Raw genomic sequence first — 21,954 nt, forward strand, 5'->3', positions numbered from 1 at the left:
GGCGAAGATTCGGCATGCCAGCCACAACGCCCTCGCGCAAAGCATCCGTCTCGTTCGCCTCGTCGATCCTTTTCCTGAGCCAGTCGGCCGACATCGTCGCTCGCAGTCTCGAGGGCTCGGCAGTGCGGCTGGACGAGGCCGTCCCCTTGCGCGACGACGTCTCCACCGACGAGATCACGCCGCTGACGATCCTCACGCACTACGACGAGAAGCTCGGCCGCTATCCCTATACCGGCTTCAGGGCCGGCGACGCAACACCCGTCCTGGTCGACGCAGTCCGCACGCACGGCATCGAGGTCGTCGTGGCAGGCAAGCGCTACGGCAAGGGCTCTTCGCGCGAGCACAGCCCCGCCGCAGAGAAGCTTGCCGGCGTGCGACTCGTGATCGCGGAGAGCTTCGAGCGCATCTACCGGCAGAACGCCGACAACATCGGCCTGTTCACCTCGACCGACTTCGGCCTGGTCGAGCGCATCCAGAGGGGCGAGGCGATCCCGCTCGAGGACCTCGTGGCCGGACGCGACGCGCTCGCTGCCTCCATCCTCGCAAGCGGCGGGCTGCTGCGTTTCGGCCGATTGTTCATGCGGGACATCACGCTCGAGGCTGACACGACCGACTCGCGCCCGCAAACGCTTTTCGAGAAGATCGTGGCCCGCCACGCGTTGGCCACGGAGCTGACCACGGCGCACCCGGCACCCGGTGACGGGGCCTTCGTGCGGGCGGATTGGCGCTTCATCCACGAGTACTACACCGGCATGGCGGCCCACATGCTTCACGCCACCTTCGGCCGTCCACTGGCCCTGCACGATGCCGCCTCCATCATCGTGTTCGAAGACCACACCTCCTACGTCGAGGAAAGTCCTGCCCACGTGCGCGGCGGCCTGGTGCCCAACGTGCACCGGATGGTCGAGGCACAGCGCGAATTCGCGGCGACCTATGCATTGCGCACGCACCGCACGCTCAGCGAAGCGGAAGCCGGGTCGGACGATGGCAGCAACGTCGCCGGCATCTCTCACGCCATGATGGCCGAACGCTACGCACTGCCGGGTCAGGTCGTCGTGGGAACCGATTCGCACACGCCGCACAGTGGTGCGCTGGGCTGCGTGGCCTTCGGCGTCGGCACCACCGACATGGCCAACGCATTCGTGACCGGGGCGGTTCGACTCACCGTGCCGCAGTCACTGCGCATCGTGCTCGACGGTCGCGTGCCGGACGGCGTCACGGCCAAGGACATCGTGCTGCATCTGCTGGCGTTGCCTTTGATCCGAAGCGGCGGTGGGGTTGGCAAGGTCTTTGAATTTTCGGGCGAGGCCGTCACGGGACTCGGCACCGACGAGCGCGCCACCCTCACCAACATGACAGCCGAGCTGGGCGGCTTCACCGGCATCGTCGCGCCCGATGCGGAGACGGTGCGCTTCCTGCGCGAACGGCGCGGGGTTCACTTCGAAGTCGAGCCCTGGATGCACAGCGATGTGGGCGCCGTGTACGCCGAAACCATCCGCATCGACTGCTCCGAGGTTCCGCCGATGGTGGCGCGGCCGGGCGACCCCGGCAATGGTCTCCCGCTGTCGGAAGTCGGTGAGCCGGTCCGTATCGACATTGCCTATGGCGGGTCGTGCACGGCCGGCAAGCGCGAAGATTTCGACCGCTACCACGCGGTGCTGCGCTGGGCCGCGGATCGCGGATTGAAGGTAGCGCCCAACGTTCAGTTGTTCCTGCAGTTCGGTACGACCGCTGTACGCGACCACTGTGTCGCTGCGGGATACGTGGATGCTTTCGAGAAGGTCGGCGCGCGCATGCTCCAGCCGTCTTGCGGCGCATGCGGAAATTGCGGTCCCGGCGGGTCGACGAGCCGGGATCAAGTCACCGTCAGTGCGATCAACCGCAACTTCCCGGGGCGCGGCGGCCCCGGCCAGGTCTGGCTTGCCAGCCCGCCCACCGTCGCGGCGAGTGCGATCGCCGGAGAACTGATTTCCTTCGAAGCGCTGCAACGACGGCACGCCTGAATCCGACAACTACTCCAGGAGACATCACGTGAACCCAAAGACCGTCAGTCGCCGTGCGGCCCTTGCCGTCGCACTTGCCATGACATGCCTGAGCGTCGTCGCGAACGCCCAGTCCGACAAGCCCTTGCGCATGATCGTGCCGCTGGCGGCCGGCTCGACCGTCGACACCTTGGCGCGCGCCATCGCGCCAGGCTTCGGAAAAGCCACAGGCCACCCGATCGTCGTCGAGAACGTTGTCGGCGCCGGCGGCATCCCGGGCACCAGCCAGGTCGTCAAGGCACCGAAGGACGGCCTCACGCTCGGCATGATCTCGTCGAACCACGTCATCAACCCGGGCATCTACAAGACGGTTCCCTACGACAGTCTGAAGGACATCACGCCGATTGCGGTGCTCGCCACCGTGCCGCTAGTGCTGGTCGTGAATCCGACGCTCCCCGCCCGGAACCTGAAGGAGTTGCTGGCGTATGCGAAGGGCAATCCCGGCAGGCTCAATTACGGCTCTGCGGGCAACGGAAGCACGCTGCATCTGGCGGGTGAATTGCTCATCAGTGAGACCGGCATCGACATGAAGCACGTGCCGTATCGCGGTACAGGCCCGCTGATTACCGATCTGATCGGCGGCCAGGTGCAGTTGGGTTTTGTCTCCATCTCCCAGGTCGCGCCGCAGGTGAAGGCCGGGTCGCTGCGTGCGCTCGCGGTCTCGACGCCCGCACGCTCCGCCGCGTTGCCCGACGTGCCAACCATCGCCGAGTCGGGGGCACCCAAGTACAGCTTCGATGCCTGGATCGCGATGATCGGCCCCGCCGGGCTGCCGAAGCCGATCGTCGACGCGGACTACCTGGCGGTGAAGACTGCGCTCTCTTCGCCAGAGGCAAAGACTGCGCTTTCTGCGCAGGGCCTGACGCTCCTCGATACGGGGCCCGACCTGGCCCCGGCATTTTTCCAGGCCGAACTGACGAAGCACCAGAAGCTGGTCAAGCAATCGGGCGCGACCCTGGATTGAAATCAAACACCCCCGATGCGCCTGCGGCGCCTCCCCCTCCACGGCCTCCAGGGGGCGCACCCGGCGGCCGGCAAAGCCGGTTCCGCGGAGGAAATCAAACACCCCCGAAGCGCCTGCGGCGCCTCCCCCTCGAGGGGGCGCACCCGGCGGCCCGGCAAAGCCGGTTCCGCGGGTGCCCACGAACAGACTTCGCAGTGCCAACCATGGATTCATGCGCGCGGGTTACGCGATAGCGTGATGGAAAACTGATACGAGAGAGGCTGGATCAATGCAATCAGGCAAACCGGTGCCGGGCCACAGGACCTCCGATCTTTGCGACCGCCATGGGGACGAGGCGCGGGTTTGCAGGTCGGCTCTGGCGTCCTACGGAGGTCGCGACGCGGCCTCGGGAAGCATGGCGTGCGTACGCGTCTTCGAGGATGCGGCCCTCGTCCGAAACCAGTTGGAGCAGCCGGGAGAAGGGCGCATCCTGGTCGTCGACGCCGGCGCATCGCTGCGAGTGGCAGTCCTCGGGGATCGGATGGCGCGCCTGGGCTCGGACAACGGCTGGCGCGGCGTCGTCATCAACGGCGCGGTGCGTGACGCGGATCGTCTTGCAGCGATGGACATCGCCATCTTCGCGCTGGGTACCGCGCCCGCGCGCGGCGGCAACTCGGGTGCGGGCGAATGCGGCGCCAAAGTGAGCTTCGGCGAGATCGAATTCGTCCCGGGACACTTCATCTGCCTCGACCACGACGGGGTCGTCGTATTGCCGCGTGCACCCTTGGCAAATTGAGCCGCATTCAAGGCGTCGCAGCTTCGATGGGATGACTGCCCTGGCCCTGGGAGCGGCGCCGGGCCTCGCTGCGGTAGTCGTTGAAGATCGCCGCGATCAGCGCCTCCATCGTCGGGTAGTACTCGCAGGTCGAGCTGACCGCGACGCCCGCGCGCTCGGAAAGGTCTGCACCGTCAGGGCATCTCGGCGCTCACGCACGAAGGGTTCGCGCCTTCGGTCCTCTGCAAGCGGATGATCGAACTGGCGGCTGGCTCGCTGAAGTTGGTCGTGCGCGACTGAACGGGGTTGCTGGCTCCAACAATTGCCGTGATCTGGTGCCACGGCCATGCGCCCTTGGCTCATACGCTGCGTACATCGCACACCGCATGAACCGAAGCCCGCATGGAGACCACCGCATGAGCACCAATCACACCACCCCGCCCGACGCCCGATTCCTGCAAGCGTTCGCAGACGCCTGGAACGCGCACGACATCGACGCACTGATGTCCTTCATGGCAGACACCTGCGAGTTCCACGCCGTGGGCGGCGCCGAACTCCTCGGCCGCAGTTTCATCGGCCGCCAGGCCGTGCGCGAGGGCTTCGAACTCGCCTGGAAGAACTTCCCGGATGCCGCCTGGCTGGACGGCGACCACTTCGTCAGCGGCGACCGCGGCGTGTCGGAGTCGACCTTCCGCGGCACCCGGGCCGATGGCTCGCGCATCGAAGCGCGCATGGTCGACGTCTTCACGTTCCGCGATGGCCGCATCGCTGTGAAGAACGCCTATCGCAAGGATCGCCCGGCCGTAGCGGCCGTGTGATCGCTGGAGTCCATCATGGAAATGAGCGCCCGGCACTTTTCGCCCCTCACCCCTTACGACCCGCAGTACGACCCGCTGGTGGCGTCGAACCCGGGCCGGGGGCGCAACTACGCTCCGACCTACTGGGTCGGCACGGCCGGCACGCCGCCGCCGGACGATGGCCCCATCCTGGGCGACACTGACGCCGACGTGGTCATCGTCGGCTCGGGATTCACCGGCCTCGCCACCGCGCTCTTCCTGGCGCGCGAGCACGGTATTCGTGCAACCGTGCTGGAAGCCAATCAGAGCATCTGGGGCTGCACCAGCCGCAACGGCGGCCAGGGCCAGAACGCCAGCGGCCGGCTGTACCGCTCACAATGGATCGAGCGCTGGGGCAAGCAGACGGCGCTCAAGCTCGACGCGGAAATCCGCGAAGGCTTCGAGACCTTCAAGAGCCTGGTGGCCCAGGTGCCGTGCGACGCGCAGCCCGGCGGCCACTTCTATGTGGCGCACCGCGAACACAAGATGGAGTTCCTGCGCAACGAGGCAAGAACAATGCGCGAGGTGTTCGGCTACGACACGCGCATGCTCAGTGCAGAGGACCTGCGCGCCAACTACTTCAACGAGGCCGAGGCTTGCGGCGCCATGCTCGAACCTGACGGCGTCGGCGTGCATCCGCTCAAGCTCGCGCACGGCTACCTGCGCATGGCGCGTGACTTGGGCGTCAAGGTGCATCCGTCCAGTCCGGTGATCGGCATGGAAACGCGCAACGGCGTCCACTACCTGAAGACGCCGACTGGCACCGTGCGCGCCCGCGCCGTCGGCCTGGCGACCGGCGGCTACACGAGCAACGGCCTGCACAAGAGCCTGGACTCGAAGATCATGCCGATCCTGTCGAACTCGCTGGTGACACGTCCGCTCACGCCCGAGGAACTGGAAGCGACCAACTTCCGCACCACGACTTTCATCACCGACACGCGCACGCTGCGCTTCTACTACCGCAAGCTGCCCGACAACCGTGTCCAGATCGGCAGCCGCAGCGCCATCACCGGTGCCGACGCGCCCGATCCACGCCACATGCAGATGCTCGTGTCCGGGCTGCATCGCAAGTTCCCGGCCCTGAAGGGCATCGGCATCGACTACTCGTGGTGGGGCTGGGTGGACGTGAGCCACGACATGATGCCGCGCGTGATGCAGCCCGACCCGAAGGAGAGCGTGTTCTACGCACTGGGCTATGGCGGCAACGGCGTGAGTTTTTCTGCCCACGCCGGCCGTCGAATGGCCGAGCGGATTGCCGGCAAAAAGAGCAAAGTATTCGAATTGCCGATATACAGCTCGCCGCTGCCCTATCCCAATGTGCTCAACCTGGTCGAGTCGCGCGCTTTTGCACCGTTTCGCCGGCTTGGCCAGCGCGCGCTTTATCACTGGTACCACGCCCGCGACGAGCGGCGCTAGCCCTATCGACAGCGAGAGAGACAGCGACAGCGGGGCCGATTGAGCCCCCATCGGGCCAGGCCGGGTGCACACGCGCCGCCCTGCCCCGGACATGAACGCAAGCAGGAGACATTCATGCAACCGCAAAACGATTCGAAGTCTTCCTCGGGGCTGCAGTGCAGCCTCAAGCAAAGACACATGACGATGATCGCCCTGGGCGGGGTCATCGGGGCCGGACTGTTCGTCGGCAGTTCCGTGGTGATCCAGTCGGCCGGCCCGGCCGCCATCCTCTCGTTCCTGCTCACCGGCGGACTCGTCGTGCTGGTCATGCGAATGCTGGGTGAAATGGCGGTCGCCATGCCGGCCGTCGGCTCTTTCTACGAGTACGCGCGGCTCGCCTTTTCCGACCGGCCATCGGGCGGTGCGCTGGCAGGCTTTCTCACCGGATGGATGTACTGGTACTTCTGGGTGATCGTCGTGGCGGTCGAGACCGTGGCCGGCGCCAAGCTGGTCTCCTTCTGGCTGCCGGACGTGCCGCAGTGGGTGCTGGGGCTGGGGCTGATCGTGTTGCTCACCATGACCAACCTGGTCTCGGTGAAGTCCTATGGCGAGTTCGAGTTCTGGTTCGCCTCGATCAAGGTCGCGGCCATCATCGTGTTCCTCTTCCTGGCGACGCTCTTCGTCCTGGGCATGTGGCCCACGAGTGCGACCGGCACCCACTCGCCCGGCTTCTTCAACTTCACGGCACACGGCGGATTTGCGCCGAACGGTATCGTGCCGATCCTCACCGGTGCGGTGGCGGCGACCGGCTTCTATTTCGGCGCGGAGATCGTGACGATTGCGGCCGCTGAAGCCGCGGAGCCCGAGAAGGCCGTTGCCAAGGCCACCAATTCGGTGATCACCCGCGTGCTCGTCTTCTACGTCGGCTCCATCCTGCTGGTGGTGGCCATCGTGCCCTGGAACTCGCCAGCGATCACCACGCCGTATGTCAGTGCACTGGCCGCCATGGGCATCCCCGGCGCGGCGACGGTGATGAACGCCATCGTGCTCACGGCCGTGCTCTCGGCGCTGAACTCCGGCCTCTACGCCTCCTCGCGAATGCTGTTCGCACTGACCAAGCGCGGCGATGCGCCCAAGGCCTTGACCAAGCTGAGCCGCAACGGCGTGCCGGTGCGCGCCATCCTGGTGGGCACGGTGTTCGGCTACGCCTCCGTCGTCATGTCCTACGTGTCGCCCGACCGCGTCTTCCAGTTCCTGGTCGACTCCTACGGCACCGTGGCGATCTTCGTCTACGTTCTGATCGCCGTCTCGCAACTGCGCCTGCGCGCAAGGCTGGAACGTGAGAGCCCGGAGCGCCTGCGTGTGCGGATGTGGTGCTACCCCTATCTGACCTGGGTCGCCATCGTCGGCATGGTGGGCATCGTGGTGGCGATGGCCTTCATTCCCGAGCAGCGCCAGCCCTTGCTGCTGGGCGTCGCCAGCCTGGGCGTGCTCCTTGTCGCCTACGGTGTGCGAGCCGTGTTGTGCCGCCGCGCCACCCCGGCCGTGCCGATCGTCAGAGCGCTCGAGCGCTGAAACGCCGAAGGCCGACCCCGGCCTTGGCTCCATCGAAGGTTGCGCCCTGGCTCCACAGCGTCAGGGGAGGCCTCCCTAGCATCCAAGAACCAACCCGCGCTTCCTGTTCCTGGCGCGTCAGGCGCCGCTTTTTCCCAACCGACCCCGAGACCTACTGGAGACTTCAACATGACCAAGCAAGCACCCCGTGTCGACATCCGCAGCGTTGCTGTCGGCCCCCAGAAAATGACGCCCTCCGAGGCCTTCGTCGAGACGATGGTCGCCAACGGCGTGACCGACATGTTCGGCATCATGGGCTCGGCCTTCATGGATGCGATGGACATCTTCGCGCCAGCCGGCATCCGCCTGATTCCCGTCGTGCACGAGCAGGGCGCCGGCCACATGGCCGACGGCTACGCCCGCGTGAGCGGCCGCCACGGCATGGTCATCGGGCAGAACGGCCCTGGCATCAGCAATTGCGTGACGGCCATTGCGGCGGCCTACTGGGCGCACAGTCCGGTCGTGATCGTCACGCCCGAAACCGGCACCATGGGCATGGGCCTCGGCGGCTTCCAGGAATGCAACCAGCTGCCGATGTTCCAGGAGTTCACCAAGTACCAGGGCCACGTCACGCATCCGGCGCGCATGGCCGAGTACACCGGCCGTTGCTTCGACCGCGCCATGTCCGAAATGGGTCCGACGCAGCTCAACATCCCGCGCGACTACTTCTACGGCGAGATCACCGCCGAGATCCCGAAGCCCCAGCGCCTGGACCGCGGCCCCGGCGGCGAGAAGACGCTTAACGAAGCGGCCGAACTGCTGGCCACCGCGAAGTTCCCGGTCATCATTTCCGGTGGCGGCGTGGTGATGGCCGATGCCGTCGAAGAGTGCAAGGCCCTGGCCGAACGGCTGGGCGCGCCGGTTGTCAACAGCTACCTGCACAACGACTCCTTCCCTGCGAGCCATCCGCTGTGGTGCGGCCCGCTGGGCTACCAGGGTTCCAAGGCCGCGATGAAGCTCATCGCGCAGGCTGACGTGGTGGTGGCGCTCGGCTCGCGCCTGGGCCCCTTCGGAACGCTGCCGCAGCACGGCATGGACTACTGGCCCAAGACCGCGAAAATCATCCAGATCGACGCGGACAACAAGATGCTCGGTCTGGTCAAGAAGATCTCCGTGGGTATCTGCGGCGACGCCAAGGCCGCGGCCATTGCGCTGACCGGACGCCTCGCGGACAAGACCCTGGCCTGCGACGCCACCAAGGCCGAGCGCGCCGCCAGGATCGCCAGCGAGAAGGCCGCGTGGGAAAAGGAACTCGACGAGTGGACCCACGAGAAAGACGCCTTCAGCCTCGACATGATCGAGGAACAGAAGAAAGAAAAGACGCCTTTCGGCGGCCACTACCTCCACCCGCGCCAGGTCCTGCGCGAGCTGGAAAAAGCCATGCCCGCGGATGTGATGGTTTCCACCGACATCGGCAACATCAACTCCGTGGCGAACAGCTACCTGCGCTTCGAAAAGCCGCGCAGCTTCTTCGCCGCGATGAGCTTCGGCAACTGCGGATATGCCTTCCCGACCATCATCGGCGCCAAGGTGGCCGCGCCGCATAGGCCCGCGGTGTCCTATGCGGGTGACGGCGCCTGGGGCATGAGCCTGATGGAAACCATGACCTGCGTGCGCCACGACATCCCGGTGACCGCCGTCGTGTTTCACAACCGCCAATGGGGGGCGGAGAAGAAGAACCAGGTCGACTTCTATAACCGGCGTTTCGTGGCGGGCGAACTCGACAACCAGAGCTTCGCGGAGATTGCACGCGCCATGGGCGCCGAGGGCATCACCGTCGACAAGCTGGAAGACGTGGGTCCGGCGCTCAAGAAGGCCATCGACATGCAGATGAATGAAGGCAAGACCTGCATCGTCGAGATCATGTGCACGCGCGAACTGGGCGACCCATTCCGTCGCGATGCCCTGGCCAAGCCGGTGCGCCTGCTCGAGAAGTACAAGGACTACGTCTGACACCGTAGACACGCCCCTGCGGGGTGCCCACCCTTTCCGCCACCCGGAAAGGGCCGGGATGGGCCTGGCCTGCCGCTTCCCATCCCGGCCCTTCCCGCTGTGTTCTACGTGACCCAACAAAGCCCAAGATGTTCAATTCCTACCTTCTGGACAGCGCAGCCGAGCCATCGGCACCACCGACTGCGGCGCCCGTGCATGCGCATCTTGCGGCGCTCGTCGCGCAGGCACGCGCCCGCGGCCCTATCGCGGTGGCGGTGGCGTATCCCTGCGACGTGGCGTCGATCGAAGCGGCGCATGCCGCCGCTCAGGCCGGGCTGATCGAGCCGGTGCTGGTCGGCCCGCGTGGCCGCATCGAGGCCGCCGCAGCCAAGGCGGGTGTATCGATCGCCGGCTACGTGCTGCAGGACACCTGCGACGATCCGAACGTGGCCGCCACCCGGGCCGCGCAACTTTGCCGCGACGGCCAGGCGGCAGCGCTCATGAAGGGCGCGCTGCACAGCGACGAACTCCTCGGCGCGGCCGTCCGCCGCGATGCGGGACTGCGCTCGGGCCGCCGTGCAAGCCATGTGTTCGTGATGGACGTGCCGGGCCTCGCGCGTCCGCTGCTCATGACGGACTGCGTGGTCAACATCGCGCCCGCGCTGATGGACAAGCGCGACATCGCGCAGAACGCCATCGACCTCGCGGTCGCGCTGGGCATCGAGGTACCGCGCGTGGCGATCCTGTCGGCCGTGGAGACCGTGAACCCGGCCATCCCCGGCACCATCGACGCGGCGGCGCTTTGCAAGATGGCCGATCGCGGCCAGATCCGCGGTGGACTGGTCGACGGGCCCCTCGCGTTCGACAACGCGATTTCGCTGGCGTCGGCGCGCAACAAGGGCATCGTGTCGCAGGTGGCGGGCCGGCCCGACGTGCTGCTCATGCCAAGCCTCGAGGCCGGCAACATGATCTACAAGGAACTCGTCTACCTGGCCGGCGCCGAATGCGCGGGCCTGGTGCTGGGCATGCGCGTGCCCATCGTTCTCACCAGCCGCTCGGATTCCGTGGCCAGCCGCGTCGCCTCATGCGCGCTGGCGGTGTTGATGAGCTGCGAGTCGGCCCCCGGCCGGCTGGCCTCGATGGAGCAAGCCGCATGACCAGTGCATCCGTTGCCCTGGAGCGCCAGGGCGTCCTTCGCCGCGCGACCCACCTCACGCCGGGCATTGCGCTCGCTGGCGTGGTGGCGATGGCAGCGACCTTCGTCTCCACGATGCATGGTGGCCCGCAGTTTCTCTATGCGCTGTTCTTCGGCGTGGCCTTTCACTATCTGAGCCAGGACGTGAAGGCCAAACCGGGCATCGACTTCTGCTCGCGCGGCGTGCTGCGCCTGGGCGTGGGTTTGCTCGGTGCGCGCATCACGGCGGCGCAGATCGCGGGGCTCGGCTGGAGCACGGCGCTCATCGTCATCGCGGCGGTCGTCACCACGCTGATGTGCGGCGTGCTGCTGGGCAGGAAGCTGGGGCTGACGCGCGCGCAGAGCGTGCTGTCCGGTGGCGCGGTCGCCATCTGCGGGGCGTCGGCGGCCCTGGCCATCTCGGCAGTACTGCCGCGAGAGAAGGAAGGCGATCGCTTCACGCTCATGGTGGTGGTCACAGTCACCGTGCTGTCGACGCTGGCGATGGTGATCTACCCGCTGATCGCGCAGCTGCTGCACCTCTCGCCTGCACTGGCAGGCCTCTTCATCGGCGGCACCATCCATGACGTGGCGCAGGTGGTCGGCGCGGGGTACACGCTCGGCCACGAAGCCGGGGACTACGCGACCATCGTCAAACTGTTCCGCGTGGCGATGCTGACGGTGGTCGTGGTCGTGGTCTCCAGCGCCTTCAAGAAGCAGCGCGAGCGGGCACAGGCCCAGCACGCCACGGGCCGCGCGCCCGCCAGGCAGGCGCTCGTGCCCTGGTTCCTGTGGCTCTTCGTCGCAATGGTGGCCGTCAATTCGTTGAACCTGATGTCCCCGATGGTGTTGAACGGCATCAACGACGCGTCGCGCGCCTGCCTGGTGCTGGCCATCTCCGCCCTGGGCATCAAGACCTCTTTCGCGCAACTGGCCCGCGCAGGGTGGAAGCCCTTCGTGCTGCTGGCGGTCGAGACCGTCTGGATGGCTGCCTTCGTTCTGGCAGCGGTCATGTTGCGTCCGGCATGACCATGGAACCCACCATGACCGAACTGAGCGCCGCCCGACCCGACCGAATGATCTCCGTGCGCGAGGTGTTCGGCATCGACACCGACCTGCGCGTGCCGGCCTTTGCCGAGGGCGAAGAGCACGTGCCCGAGATCGACCACGCCTACCGCTTCAACCCCGACGTCACGCTGGCGCTGCTTGCCGGCTTTTCGCGCGGCCGGCGCGTGATGGTGCAGGGGCTGCATGGCACGGGCAAGTCCAGCCACATCGAGCAGGTGGCGGCGCGGCTGAACTGGCCGTGCGTGCGCGTCAACCTCGACGGCCACGTGAGCCGGCTGGATCTGGTCGGCAAGGACGCGGTCGTGCTGCGCGAAGGAAAGCAGGTGACCGAGTTCCAGGAAGGCATCGTGCCGTGGGCACTGCAACGCCCGGTGGCGCTCATCTTCGACGAGTACGACGCCGGCCGGCCCGACGTGATGTTCGTCATCCAGCGCATCCTGGAGCGCGACGGCAAGCTGACGCTGATGGACCAGAACCGCGTCGTCAGTCCGCATCCGGGCTTTCGGCTCTTCGCCACGGCCAACACGGTGGGGCTGGGCAATCTGAGCGGCCTCTACCACGGCGCGCAACGGCTCAACCACGCGCAGATCGATCGCTGGAACATCGTCGCGACACTGAACTACCTGCCGCGCCCCGAAGAGATCGCCATTGTGCAGGCGCGCGTGCCGCAGTTTGCCGACGCCGCCGGCCGCAAGCTCATCGATTCGATGGTGGCCGTCGCCGAGCTCACGCGCAACGGCTTTGCCGCGGGCGACCTGTCGACGCTGATGTCGCCGCGCACCGTCATCACGTGGGCGGAAAACATGGAGATCTTCCGCGACCCGGCGCTGGCCTTCCGGCTTTCGTTCGTCAACAAGTGCGATGAGGCCGAGCGTGCCATCGTGGCCGAGTATTTCCAGCGCTGCTTCGATCGCGAGCTCGACGAGTCGCACCAGCTTGCGATGCAGGCGGGGTGATCCGGTGAGCGTGACACGGGCCTCCGCTCGCCACCAGCAGAAGGTCGATGAACTCTGCGCGGCCTCGATGAGGGCAGAAAGCGGCGATGCGGCATTGCACTTTCGCGGGCGTCGGCTGTTTCGTGGGAACGAGGCGTTGCCGGTGCATGCTGCGCACCTGCATCCCTCGCCCGAACACGACGACTTCGGGTCTTTCCGAGGCGCGGCGGACGGCATGGCGCTGCGCCTCACGTCGTCCGATGCCGTCTTGCACAAGCACCTGTGTCCCGCTGACGCGGTCGCGCGCACGGTGTTCGAACTGCTGGAGCAGATTCGCGTGGAGGCAATGGCGCCGGGGAACATGCCGGGGCTGTTGCGCAACCTGCGGCATCGCCACGAACAGTGGTCGCTGGCCTTTCACCATAGCGGCCTGACCGAGACGGCGACGGGGCTTCTGCTGTACACGGTGGCGCAGGTCTGTCGTGCACGCGTGACGGCACAACCCGTGGTCGACGCCACCGAAGGCGTGATCGAGGCCACGCGCATGGCCCTGGCGCCGATGCTGGGCCAGGACCTTGCGGGCCTGCGTCGTCATCGCGCCGACCAGGCGGCCTACGCGCGGCATGCGCTAGCCATCGCCCGTGCAGTCGCGCAGGCCTTCCACGCAGCCCGCGCCGCCGACGAAGACGACGACGCGTCCGGCCGCGATCATGAACAGGACGAGCGCGGACTCTTCAGCCTCTGGATGGACTTCGAAGGCGAACCCGACGATGGCGTGACCGCGGCGAGCAGCGGCCACAGCCGCGTGCTCGACGAAGCCGACGATGGCTACCGCGTCTTCACCACCGCCTACGACGTCGAAGTGAAGGCAGCGACGCTGGTGCGCGCCGCGCTCTTGACTGAATACCGCGAGCGACTCGATCGCCGCATCGCCCGGCAGGGCCTCAACGTCGCGCGCCTGGCACGCCAACTCAAGGCAGTGTTTGCCGTCGACTCGCGCAACGAATGGGAAGGCTCGCAGGAAGAAGGCAGCATCGACGGACGTCGGTTGTCGCAACTCATCGCCTCGCCGACAGAGCGGCGCCTGTTCCGCATCGAGCGACAGGAACCCGCGGCCGATGGCGTGGTCAGCTTCCTCGTCGACTGCTCGGGTTCGATGAAGCAGCACGTCGAAACGGTGGCCATGCTCGTCGACGTGTTCGCGCGCGCCCTCGAACAGGCGGGCGTCGCCAGCGAAGTGCTCGGCTTCACGACCGGGGCGTGGAACGGCGGTCGGGCTCTGCGCGATTGGCAGCGTGCACGCCGACCCGCGCATCCCGGCCGGCTCAACGAGGCGTGCCACATGGTCTTCAAGGACGCGGACACACCGTGGCGCCGTGCGCGGCCCGACATCGCGGCGCTGCTGAAGTCCGACCTTTTCCGCGAAGGCGTCGACGGTGAAGCGATCGACTGGGCATGCGCGCGCCTGCGGGGCCGCAGCGAGGGACGGCGCCTCCTGATCGTGATCTCCGACGGAAGCCCCATGGACAGCGCGACCCAGTTGGCCAACGACGCGCACTACCTCGACCACCATCTGCGCGAAGTGGTCGCGCGGCATGCGCAGCAGGGCGGCGTGGAGGTCTATGGTGTGGGCGTGGGCCTGGACCTGAGCCCCTACTACCGCCGCAACAGGGTGATCGACGCGGTGGCCCCGCTGCGCAACGAAGTGTTCAGCGAGATCGTCGCCATGATCGCGCGGCGCTGAATTTCAGCGCCTGTGCTCGAAGCCGCGCACCAGCTCGGCGAGCAGCTTGACCCCCGGTTCGATGGCCGCCGGCACGATGGACGAGTAACCCATTCGAAAGTGCTGCTGCGGCGGCGGCTCGGTCATGAAGAACACCTCGCCCGGCTCGATCAGCACCCCGCGGTCGCGCGCCTGCGCGGCCAGTTCCTTGGCATCGAAACGCTCCGGCAAGGAAACCCAGCATGAACCGCCGCCCGAGGCCGGCATCACCGTGCATTGCGGCATGTACTGCGCCAGCGCCGCGCGCAGCAAGTCCGAGCGCTCGCGTTGCGCGGTGGCAAGCCGTCGCTGCAGCGCGTCGTAGTGCCCCAGCGACAGGAACAAGGCAAATGCACGCTGGATCAGGGCGGGAGGATGGCGCAGCATCAATCGGCGCAGTGCGCGCAGTTCGGTGATCAGTTCTGCCGGGCCGACCACGTAGCCCATGCGCAGTCCGGGTGCCAGCGTCTTGGACAGGCTGCCCACGTAGATGACGCGGTTGCTGCGGTCCAGGCTCTTGAGCGCGGGAATCGGCTCGCCGTCGAAACGGTTCTCGCTCTCGTAGTCGTCCTCGATGACGATGAAGTCGGCGTCATCGGCCATCTTCAGCAAGGCCTCCCGGCGCGCGAGCGGCATCGTCACCGTGCTGGGGCACTGGTGGTTGGGCGTGGCGTAGACGAAATCAAGATCGCGCAGCGCTTGCGTCACCGGCAGGCCTTCCGCATCGACCGCCAGCGGCCTCAGCTGCGACGTGCGGCTCGCGAAAATGTTGCGTGCGTCGGGGTAGCCGGGTTCCTCCATGCCCACGCGCGTGCCTTCGCGCACCAGCAGGTCGGCAATCATGTAGAGCGCGTGCTGCGCGCCGACCGTGATGACGATCTCGTCGGCCGACGCCCACACGCCGCGCCGGGGCAGCACTCGCGTGCGAATCTGCTGCACCAGCGATTCGTCGTCGCGCGAGATCTGATCGGGCGCCCAGTCGCGAATGTCGAGCACGCTCAAGCTCTTGATGCAGCACTCGCGCCAATCGGCCGTAGGGAACAGCGCGGCGTCGAACTGGCCGTACAGAAAGGGATGGGGGTACTTCTGCCAGTCCGAGGGCTTGACGATGCTGCGCTGGCGCGAGGGATGCAGCCGGAAGCGCCCAGCCCAGTCCGTCGCCTGGATCTCGTCCTGCGCCGGCCGCGCGCGCAAGCCGAGCCGCGCGGCCACCATGTCGGTGTTCACGAAATGGCCGCTGCGCTGGCGCGACACCAGGTAGCCCTCGTCCGCCAGTTGCTGGTAGGCCAGCACCACCGTGTTGCGCGCGACGCCAAGCTGCTCGGCCATCTCGCGGCTCGATGGAATCGGCACGCCGGCCGGCAGTTGACCGTCGAGGATCGACGCCACCAGCATCTCTCGGATCTGCCCCTGCAGGCTCATGTTCTCGCGTGCCGAGCGCTGCAGCAGCTGCTTCCACATCACGTCTTTCAGGTGTTGTGCCATTCGTCGCCCTATTTCGTTCAAGCCAGCATGGTGCCTTGGTATCAGCGATTAAGCACATCTGGCACCACTGGCCGCAAGCCCTCGTGAAGACACTGCCGTTGACCCCTCACCACAACGGAGACATCGATGCGAACCCTCAAGCAACTTTTCAGCCGGTGCGCCCTCGCATTCGGCATGGTATCGGCCGTGAGCGGCGCGGGCCCTGCGCTCGCGCAATCCCGCGAAGTGACCGTCGCCTACCAGCAGATCGCCGGCCCGATGATCGTCGCCATGACCAGCGGCACGATCGAGAAATCGACCGGCTACAAGATCAACTGGCGGCAATTCGAATCGGGCGCCAAGGTGGCCACCGCCATGGCGTCGGGCGACGTGCAAATCGGCGTCATCGGTTCCAGCCCGCTGGCTGCGGCCGTGAGCCGCGGACTGGACCTGCAGCTGTTCTGGATCCTGGACGACATCAACGAGGCCGAGGCACTGGTGGTGCGCAATGGCTCGGGCATCGACAAGCCCACCGACCTCAAGGGCAAGAAGCTGGGTGTGCCCTTCGTATCGACGACGCATTTCCACACCATGTTCGCGCTGGAGCAATGGGGACTGAAGCCCAGCGAGGTGCAGTTGCTGAACATGCAGCCCAACCAGGTCGCGGCGGCCTGGGAGCGCGGCGACATCGATGCGGCATTCGTGTGGGACCCGGCGCTCGCGCGCATCAAGCAGACCGGCAAGGTCCTCATCACGTCGGGTGAGCTGAGCAAGAAGGGCAAGGCGACCTTCGACGGCATGGCCGTGAGCCGTCCCTTCGCCGAGGCGAATGCGGACTTCATGGCGAAGTTCGTCAAGGCCGTGGCCGATGCGGATGCCGCCTACCGCGCCAATCCGGCCGCATGGGGCCCCGAGTCGGCGCCCGCCAAGGCCATCGCCGGCAAGATCGGCGGCGACGCCAAGGCCAGTTCCGACGCGCTCAAGCTCTACGCCTATCCGAGCGCGGAACAGCAGGCGTCGCCCGCGTGGCTCGGCGGCGGACAGGCCGGCGGCGCCGCCAAAGCCCTGAAGGCGACGGCGGACTTCCTGCTCGAGCAAAAGCGCATCGACGCGGTGTCGGGCGACTACAGCAAGTTCGTCACCGCGAAGTACGCCGAAGCGGCGCTGCAGCTCAAGTAAGCGGACACCTCAAGGAGACATCCCATGGCAATGGAACAACTCCAGGTCAAGGACGTGAGCGTCACCTATCCGGGGCGCACGCGCACCGAGCAGGTCCACGCACTCGATCACATCGACCTGACCATCAACCGCGGCGATTTCGTCGTGGCGCTCGGCGCGTCGGGCTGCGGCAAGACCACGCTGCTCAGCCTCATGGCGGGCTTCATCTCGGCATCGAGCGGCGATCTGCTGCTGGGCGGCCGGGCGATCCAGGGGCCGGGCTCCGACCGCGGCGTCGTTTTCCAGAAGCATGCGCTGCTGCCCTGGCTCAGCGTGATGGAGAACACCGAGTTCGGGCTCAAGCTGCAGGGCGTGCCCAAGGCCGAGCGGCGCGACCGGGCGGCCCGAAATCTGGCGCTCGTCGGGTTGCAGGACTTCCACAAGCACATGATCTACCAGCTCTCGGGCGGCATGCAGCAACGCGTGGGCATTGCACGCGCCTTGACCTGCAATCCGGCCATGCTGCTGATGGACGAGCCGATGGCTGCGCTCGACGCGCTGACACGCGAGACCATCCAGGAGCTTCTGCTGGACGTGTGGCAGAAGACGCAAAAGATGTTCTTCTTCATCACGCACAGCGTGGAAGAGGCGCTGTTCCTCGCCAGCCACCTGATCGTGATGTCGCCCCGTCCCGGCCGCATCACCCACCGGTACGAACTCGACTTCAACAAGCGCTTCCTGCAAACGCGAGACGCGCGAGCCGTCAAGTCCAGCCCCGATTTCATCCAGATGCGCGAGACGGTGCTCGGCATCATCTACGGCGACGAACGTGCCGGCGAAGCACAAAAGGAGTTGAGCCATGTCTGACATTGCCATCAAGGCGCCGCACGGCGGCAGCTTCATCACGCGCACATTTGCCAAGCGCTCGGTGCGCCCGGGCGAGCAGTTCGGCGCACCGGGCCAGGGTCGGGCCGGCGCCATCGCCACGGGCACGGTGATCGTCACGCTCGCCCTGTGGGTGCTCGTCACCAACATGGGCTGGGTCAAGCCGCTCTTCCTGCCGTCGCCGCAGGCGGTGTTCGCGAAGTTCATGCAGGTAGCGACCGAGGGCTTTGCGGGCGCCACCCTGTTCGAGCACACGTGGACGAGCCTGTACCGCGTGTTCGGTGCCTTCTCGCTGGCCTGCCTCACCGCGATCCCTATCGGCGTGATGATGGGCGTGAGCCGGGTCGCGCGCGGCATCTTCGATCCACTGATCGAGTTCTACCGGCCGCTGCCGCCGCTGGCCTACCTGCCGATGGTCATCATCTGGTTCGGCATCGGCGAGTTCTCCAAGCTCTACCTGATCTTCCTGGCCATCTTCGCGCCCATGGCGATTGCCGCGCGCTCGGGCGTACGCTCGGTGTCCACCGAGCAGATCCACGCGGCCTACTCGATGGGCGCGACGCGTTCACAGGTGATCTGGCATGTGATCCTGAAGTCGGCCCTGCCGGAGATCTTCACGGGCATGCGCATCGGCATCGGCGTGGGCTGGACCACGCTGGTGGCGGGTGAGATGGTGGCCTCGAACCGCGGGTTGGGCTTCATGGTGCTCAACGCGGCGGAGTTCCTGGCGAGCGATGTGGTCATCATGGGGATCATCGTGATCGGCCTGTTCGCCTTCAGCTTCGACGCGCTGATGCGTCATCTCGAAAAGGTGCTGGTGCCCTGGAAGGGCAAGGTGTAGGGCCCAAGCCGGTCGCACAGGAGCAGCAACATGGACGCGATGCAGGTGGTGTTGTTCCTGGCGTGCGTGGGCATAGCGACCTGCGCGCAGTCGCTCACGGGCTTTGCCTTCGGGCTGATCCTGCTGGGACTTGTCGGGGTGCTTCACCTCGCGCCGCTGGCCGACGCGGCCAACGTCGCCAGCGTGCTGACGCTGGTGCAGGCTTCGGTCGTCCTCAGGGGATCGCGAAAGTCCATCGACCTGGCGACGCTGCGCGACACGGCGCTGGGCAGCGGCGTCGGCGTGGTGATCGGCGTCTTCCTGCTCGGCTGGCTCAGCGGCAATGTCGTGTTGCTGCTGCGCGTGCTGCTCGGTATCACGATCCTCGCCTGCGCCACAGCACTTGTGGCGCGCTCGGCGCCCTTGCGCGAACGCTCGTCGCGCACCAGTTTTTGTGCGTTCGGCCTGGCGTCGGGGCTGATGAGCGGGCTTTTTTCAAGTGCAGGTCCCCCGCTGGTCTACCAGTTCTATCGGCAGCCCATGAATCCGCTCGCCGTGCGGCAGACGCTCGTCATGATCTTCGCCTTCAACGCACTGCTGCGGCTGGCGATGACGGTGCCGACGGGCCAGTTCAGCACCCATGCGGCAGGGCTCAGCCTGCTGGCGATGCCCGTGGTGCTGGTGTTGACCTGGCTCATCAAGCGCCACCCGCCCGACTGGTCATCGCGGACCGTGCGCGGGCTGGTGTGTGCGCTGCTCGTGCTGGCCGGCCTTGGCTTGGTCGTGCCGGTTGCAGCGACCTATGCGCGCAACCTGAGCTGAATTCAAGGACGCATCGTCAGCGCCACGAAGGCCCGCGGGTTCAGACTCGATTCCGTCCCGCACGAGGCTGAAGTCTTGTTCGGGTGTCGCCTCGAGAGTTCGTCGCCCGCCAACGCCGGAACAATCCGGCGTCTTACGGACTCACGCGATAGAAGTAGTACGTGGCCGTGTAGGGCACGCGCGCGATCTTCGCGGCATTCGCCGCCTCGCAACGCTCGGTGGGTGCGATACCCCCGACCGTCCTCACCCGTTGGATGCTTGCCGCTTGAGCGAAGGTCCCCGTGCCACTGGACGATTTGGCTGTCAGCAGCAGCCAGGGGATCGCCGCCGGGTCCGGCCCCGGATCGCTCGCCTTCACCTGTCCGACGACCTTGCTTCCGTCGACAGACTCCCACGTCGGTCCGGCGTAGTGCTTGCCGAGCGCGCGGCCCGATCGATCGCTGAGTGTGGCCTCGGGCGCGCGGAAGGTCCACGCGAAGGCCGACGATTCACCGGGCCTGGGCGCGCATTCATAGATCTGCACGCCCGTGGCCAGTGCCTCGACGAATGCGATCTGACCTGCCGGCGCCCGTAGCGGCGCGGGAAGATCTGCCGGGATCGTGACCGGGCTCATAGCACAGCCGGCCACCGCGAACAACGCCGTCGCCGAGACGAGGACGTTCGAATGGAATGTCTGCATGGTGGGTCTTCCTCGAACGAGCCCTTCATCCCAGTATCTGGAAGTCGAGCGAGAAGGTTCCTGATGCTGCCGAATCAACTTTATCACCGCGTCGCGCAATCGCATCGCCGAGCGACTTCCTTGTCGCGCGCGGCGTGTTCACCTCGGTGCCCGACCTCGAGAGAACACGCATGCGCTACATCCGCAAAGTATGACAACGAGCAACCCGACCCGTGAAGTGGATGTACTTCGGCCCGGCACGGCGATCGCCGGCGACCACTAGTCCCAGCCTGGCAGGCCCTGCAGGGCATCGTTGGGCCGCCCGACAATATCGACGCCCACGATCTCGTTCAGACCCGGCACGGCCTTGACGTCACAAACGATCTCCCAGCTGTGGCTCTCGGTGCGCCGCAATATGCAAACTTCCTCGCCGGCAGCAACAAGATTGGCACATTCGCCGACGCTGATGCGCCGTGCCGCGCCAAGCGACAGTTCTTTCGAGCCGAACTCCTGATCCTTCACCGTGTGAATGGCGACGAGATCGATCTTGCCGCCGCTGTGGTGAACAGCCGTGATTGCGTGCTGGGCCATCTTCAACCTCCATGGGTGGGTACCGCAGTATGCGAGTATTTTCAGGATGGTCGTGCCAATGGACTCATCGGCGGCTTGACCTCGGCGCCACGCCAGGCTGCAACGGGCTCCTAATCCACCTGGATGTTTCGTGCCTTGACCAGCGCATTGACTCGAGCGCTTTCGTCCTGCACGAACTTCGCGAACGATTCGGGCGACGTGCCAGCGGGCACGAGCCCAAGCTGCAGCAGCTTGTCGTTGACCTTCGGGTCGCTCACGGACGCCTGCACCGCCTTGCCCAGCTTCTGCACGATGTCCGGCGGCGTGCCCTTGGGCAGGAACACGCCGTTCCATTCGACGACGTTGTAGCCGGGCAGGCCCGACTCCGCGAGGGTCGGCGTATCGGGCAGGCTGGGCACGCGCTTGGCCGAGCTGACGGCCAGCGCACGCAGCTTGCCTGACTTGACGTAGCTCAAGGTCGACGCGACGTTGCCGAAATAGGTCGACACCTGCTGGCCCATGAGGTCCGTCAGGGCCGGCGCGCCGCCCTTGTACGGCACATGCAGCAGGCCGATCTTCGCCTGCTCGTTCAGCGCCTCGCCCGCGAGGTGCGAGCCGGTGCCGCCACCTGCCGACGCAAAGGTCAGCTTGCCCGGATTCCTGCGCGCGAAGTCGAGGAACTCCGCAACATTCTTGTAGGGCGCGCTCGCGGGCACCACGAGAATCTGCGGCGCCGTGGCCACCAGCGAGACGGGGATGAAATCCTTCGCCGCGTCGAAGGGCAGCTTGCGCAGCGACGGATTGACCGAGAAGGCCGAGGCGTCGTACAGCACGGTGTAGCCGTCGGCGGGCGCCTTGGCCACATTGTCCGCGCCGATCACGCCACCGGCGCCGGGCTTGTTGTCGATGACGATCTGCTGGCCCAGCGCGACGCTCATCTGTTGCGCGACGATGCGCGCGGTGCTGTCCGCGCCGCCGCCTGCCGCATAGGGCACAACCATGCGGATGGGCTTGTCGGGCCAGGCTGCCGAGGCCAGCAAGGGAACGCAGGCCGCAAGGGCCGCGACGGACTTCAGGAGGTTTTTCGTCATGGGATGTCCC

19 protein-coding genes are annotated in these 21,954 nt (G+C 66.5%); 15 read left to right on the plus strand and 4 right to left on the minus strand.

Annotated elements, in window-relative coordinates; all coding sequences use genetic code 11:
• The first annotated feature begins 14 nt into the window (after nucleotides 1-14).
• The 11 genes from WKW80_RS28025 (at nucleotide 15) to WKW80_RS28075 (ending at nucleotide 14,458) form a co-directional block, all read left to right on the plus strand.
• The gene (locus WKW80_RS28025; protein ID WP_340366864.1) at nucleotides 15-2,003 is read left to right on the plus strand and encodes an aconitase family protein; all 1,989 of its coding nucleotides are present in this window, start codon (nucleotides 15-17) and stop codon (nucleotides 2,001-2,003) included.
• A gap of 79 nt (nucleotides 2,004-2,082) precedes the next feature.
• Nucleotides 2,083-3,006, plus strand: a complete 924-nt coding sequence (locus WKW80_RS28030; RefSeq protein WP_340366912.1) for a tripartite tricarboxylate transporter substrate binding protein — start codon at nucleotides 2,083-2,085, stop codon at nucleotides 3,004-3,006.
• Between the two features lie 268 nt (nucleotides 3,007-3,274).
• Nucleotides 3,275-3,781, plus strand: coding sequence for a ribonuclease E activity regulator RraA (gene rraA / locus WKW80_RS28035; protein WP_340366865.1), 507 nt, complete (start codon nucleotides 3,275-3,277; stop codon nucleotides 3,779-3,781).
• A 395-nt stretch (nucleotides 3,782-4,176) separates the two neighbouring features.
• Nucleotides 4,177-4,578: a nuclear transport factor 2 family protein gene (locus WKW80_RS28040; RefSeq protein ID WP_340366866.1), complete on the plus strand. Its 402-nt coding sequence runs from the start codon at nucleotides 4,177-4,179 to the stop codon at nucleotides 4,576-4,578.
• Nucleotides 4,579-4,593: 15 nt separating this feature from the next.
• Nucleotides 4,594-6,012, plus strand: a complete 1,419-nt coding sequence (locus WKW80_RS28045; protein WP_340366867.1) for an NAD(P)/FAD-dependent oxidoreductase — start codon at nucleotides 4,594-4,596, stop codon at nucleotides 6,010-6,012.
• Between the two features lie 114 nt (nucleotides 6,013-6,126).
• The gene (locus tag WKW80_RS28050; RefSeq protein ID WP_340366868.1) at nucleotides 6,127-7,566 is read left to right on the plus strand and encodes an amino acid permease; all 1,440 of its coding nucleotides are present in this window, start codon (nucleotides 6,127-6,129) and stop codon (nucleotides 7,564-7,566) included.
• 168 nt (nucleotides 7,567-7,734) lie between these two features.
• On the plus strand, nucleotides 7,735-9,558 hold the full coding sequence (gene xsc / locus WKW80_RS28055) for a sulfoacetaldehyde acetyltransferase (protein ID WP_340366870.1): 1,824 nt from the start codon (nucleotides 7,735-7,737) through the stop codon (nucleotides 9,556-9,558).
• 128 nt (nucleotides 9,559-9,686) lie between these two features.
• Nucleotides 9,687-10,694, plus strand: a complete 1,008-nt coding sequence (locus WKW80_RS28060) for a bifunctional enoyl-CoA hydratase/phosphate acetyltransferase (RefSeq protein ID WP_340366871.1) — start codon at nucleotides 9,687-9,689, stop codon at nucleotides 10,692-10,694.
• Nucleotides 10,691-11,740, plus strand: a complete 1,050-nt coding sequence (locus tag WKW80_RS28065; RefSeq protein WP_340366872.1) for a YeiH family protein — start codon at nucleotides 10,691-10,693, stop codon at nucleotides 11,738-11,740. Before WKW80_RS28060 ends, WKW80_RS28065 begins: the two co-directional genes overlap by 4 nt.
• A 14-nt stretch (nucleotides 11,741-11,754) precedes the next feature.
• The gene (locus tag WKW80_RS28070) at nucleotides 11,755-12,735 is read left to right on the plus strand and encodes an AAA family ATPase (RefSeq protein WP_340366873.1); all 981 of its coding nucleotides are present in this window, start codon (nucleotides 11,755-11,757) and stop codon (nucleotides 12,733-12,735) included.
• A gap of 67 nt (nucleotides 12,736-12,802) precedes the next feature.
• Nucleotides 12,803-14,458 carry a cobaltochelatase CobT-related protein gene (locus WKW80_RS28075; protein ID WP_340366874.1) on the plus strand — a complete coding sequence of 552 codons (1,656 nt, stop codon included), beginning with the start codon at nucleotides 12,803-12,805 and terminating at the stop codon, nucleotides 14,456-14,458.
• Between the two features lie 3 nt (nucleotides 14,459-14,461).
• Here the strand turns inward: WKW80_RS28075 and pdxR are convergent, their stop codons facing one another.
• Complete coding sequence (gene pdxR / locus WKW80_RS28080) at nucleotides 14,462-15,961, minus strand: MocR-like pyridoxine biosynthesis transcription factor PdxR (protein WP_340366875.1); 1,500 nt, start codon at nucleotides 15,959-15,961, stop codon at nucleotides 14,462-14,464.
• A 126-nt stretch (nucleotides 15,962-16,087) separates the two neighbouring features.
• Between pdxR and tauA the strand changes: the two genes are divergently transcribed.
• From tauA to WKW80_RS28100, 4 genes are read left to right on the plus strand one after another with little or no spacing between them, the layout of a single operon-like run.
• Entirely contained in the window at nucleotides 16,088-17,119 is a 1,032-nt protein-coding gene (gene tauA, locus WKW80_RS28085) for a taurine ABC transporter substrate-binding protein (protein ID WP_340366876.1), read from the plus strand.
• Between the two features lie 30 nt (nucleotides 17,120-17,149).
• Nucleotides 17,150-17,965, plus strand: a complete 816-nt coding sequence (locus tag WKW80_RS28090; protein ID WP_340366913.1) for a taurine ABC transporter ATP-binding protein — start codon at nucleotides 17,150-17,152, stop codon at nucleotides 17,963-17,965.
• A complete protein-coding gene (locus WKW80_RS28095) occupies nucleotides 17,958-18,824 on the plus strand; it encodes an ABC transporter permease subunit (protein WP_340366877.1) in 867 nt (288 codons plus the stop codon). Before WKW80_RS28090 ends, WKW80_RS28095 begins: the two co-directional genes overlap by 8 nt.
• Before the next feature lie 30 nt (nucleotides 18,825-18,854).
• A complete protein-coding gene (locus WKW80_RS28100) occupies nucleotides 18,855-19,625 on the plus strand; it encodes a TSUP family transporter (RefSeq protein WP_340366878.1) in 771 nt (256 codons plus the stop codon).
• Between the two features lie 133 nt (nucleotides 19,626-19,758).
• On the opposite strand, the gene WKW80_RS28105 is transcribed toward WKW80_RS28100, so the two are convergent.
• The 3 genes from WKW80_RS28105 to WKW80_RS28115 form a co-directional block, all read right to left on the minus strand.
• On the minus strand, nucleotides 19,759-20,304 hold the full coding sequence (locus WKW80_RS28105; protein WP_340366879.1) for a DUF3455 domain-containing protein: 546 nt from the start codon (nucleotides 20,302-20,304) through the stop codon (nucleotides 19,759-19,761).
• Between the two features lie 258 nt (nucleotides 20,305-20,562).
• The gene (locus tag WKW80_RS28110) at nucleotides 20,563-20,874 is read right to left on the minus strand and encodes a hypothetical protein (protein WP_340366880.1); all 312 of its coding nucleotides are present in this window, start codon (nucleotides 20,872-20,874) and stop codon (nucleotides 20,563-20,565) included.
• A gap of 110 nt (nucleotides 20,875-20,984) precedes the next feature.
• Nucleotides 20,985-21,944: a Bug family tripartite tricarboxylate transporter substrate binding protein gene (locus tag WKW80_RS28115; RefSeq protein ID WP_340366881.1), complete on the minus strand. Its 960-nt coding sequence runs from the start codon at nucleotides 21,942-21,944 to the stop codon at nucleotides 20,985-20,987.
• Nucleotides 21,945-21,954: the final 10 nt, after the last annotated feature.

It is taken from the genome of Variovorax humicola (genome assembly GCF_037889915.1).
Classification (GTDB): domain Bacteria; phylum Pseudomonadota; class Gammaproteobacteria; order Burkholderiales; family Burkholderiaceae_C; genus Variovorax; species Variovorax humicola.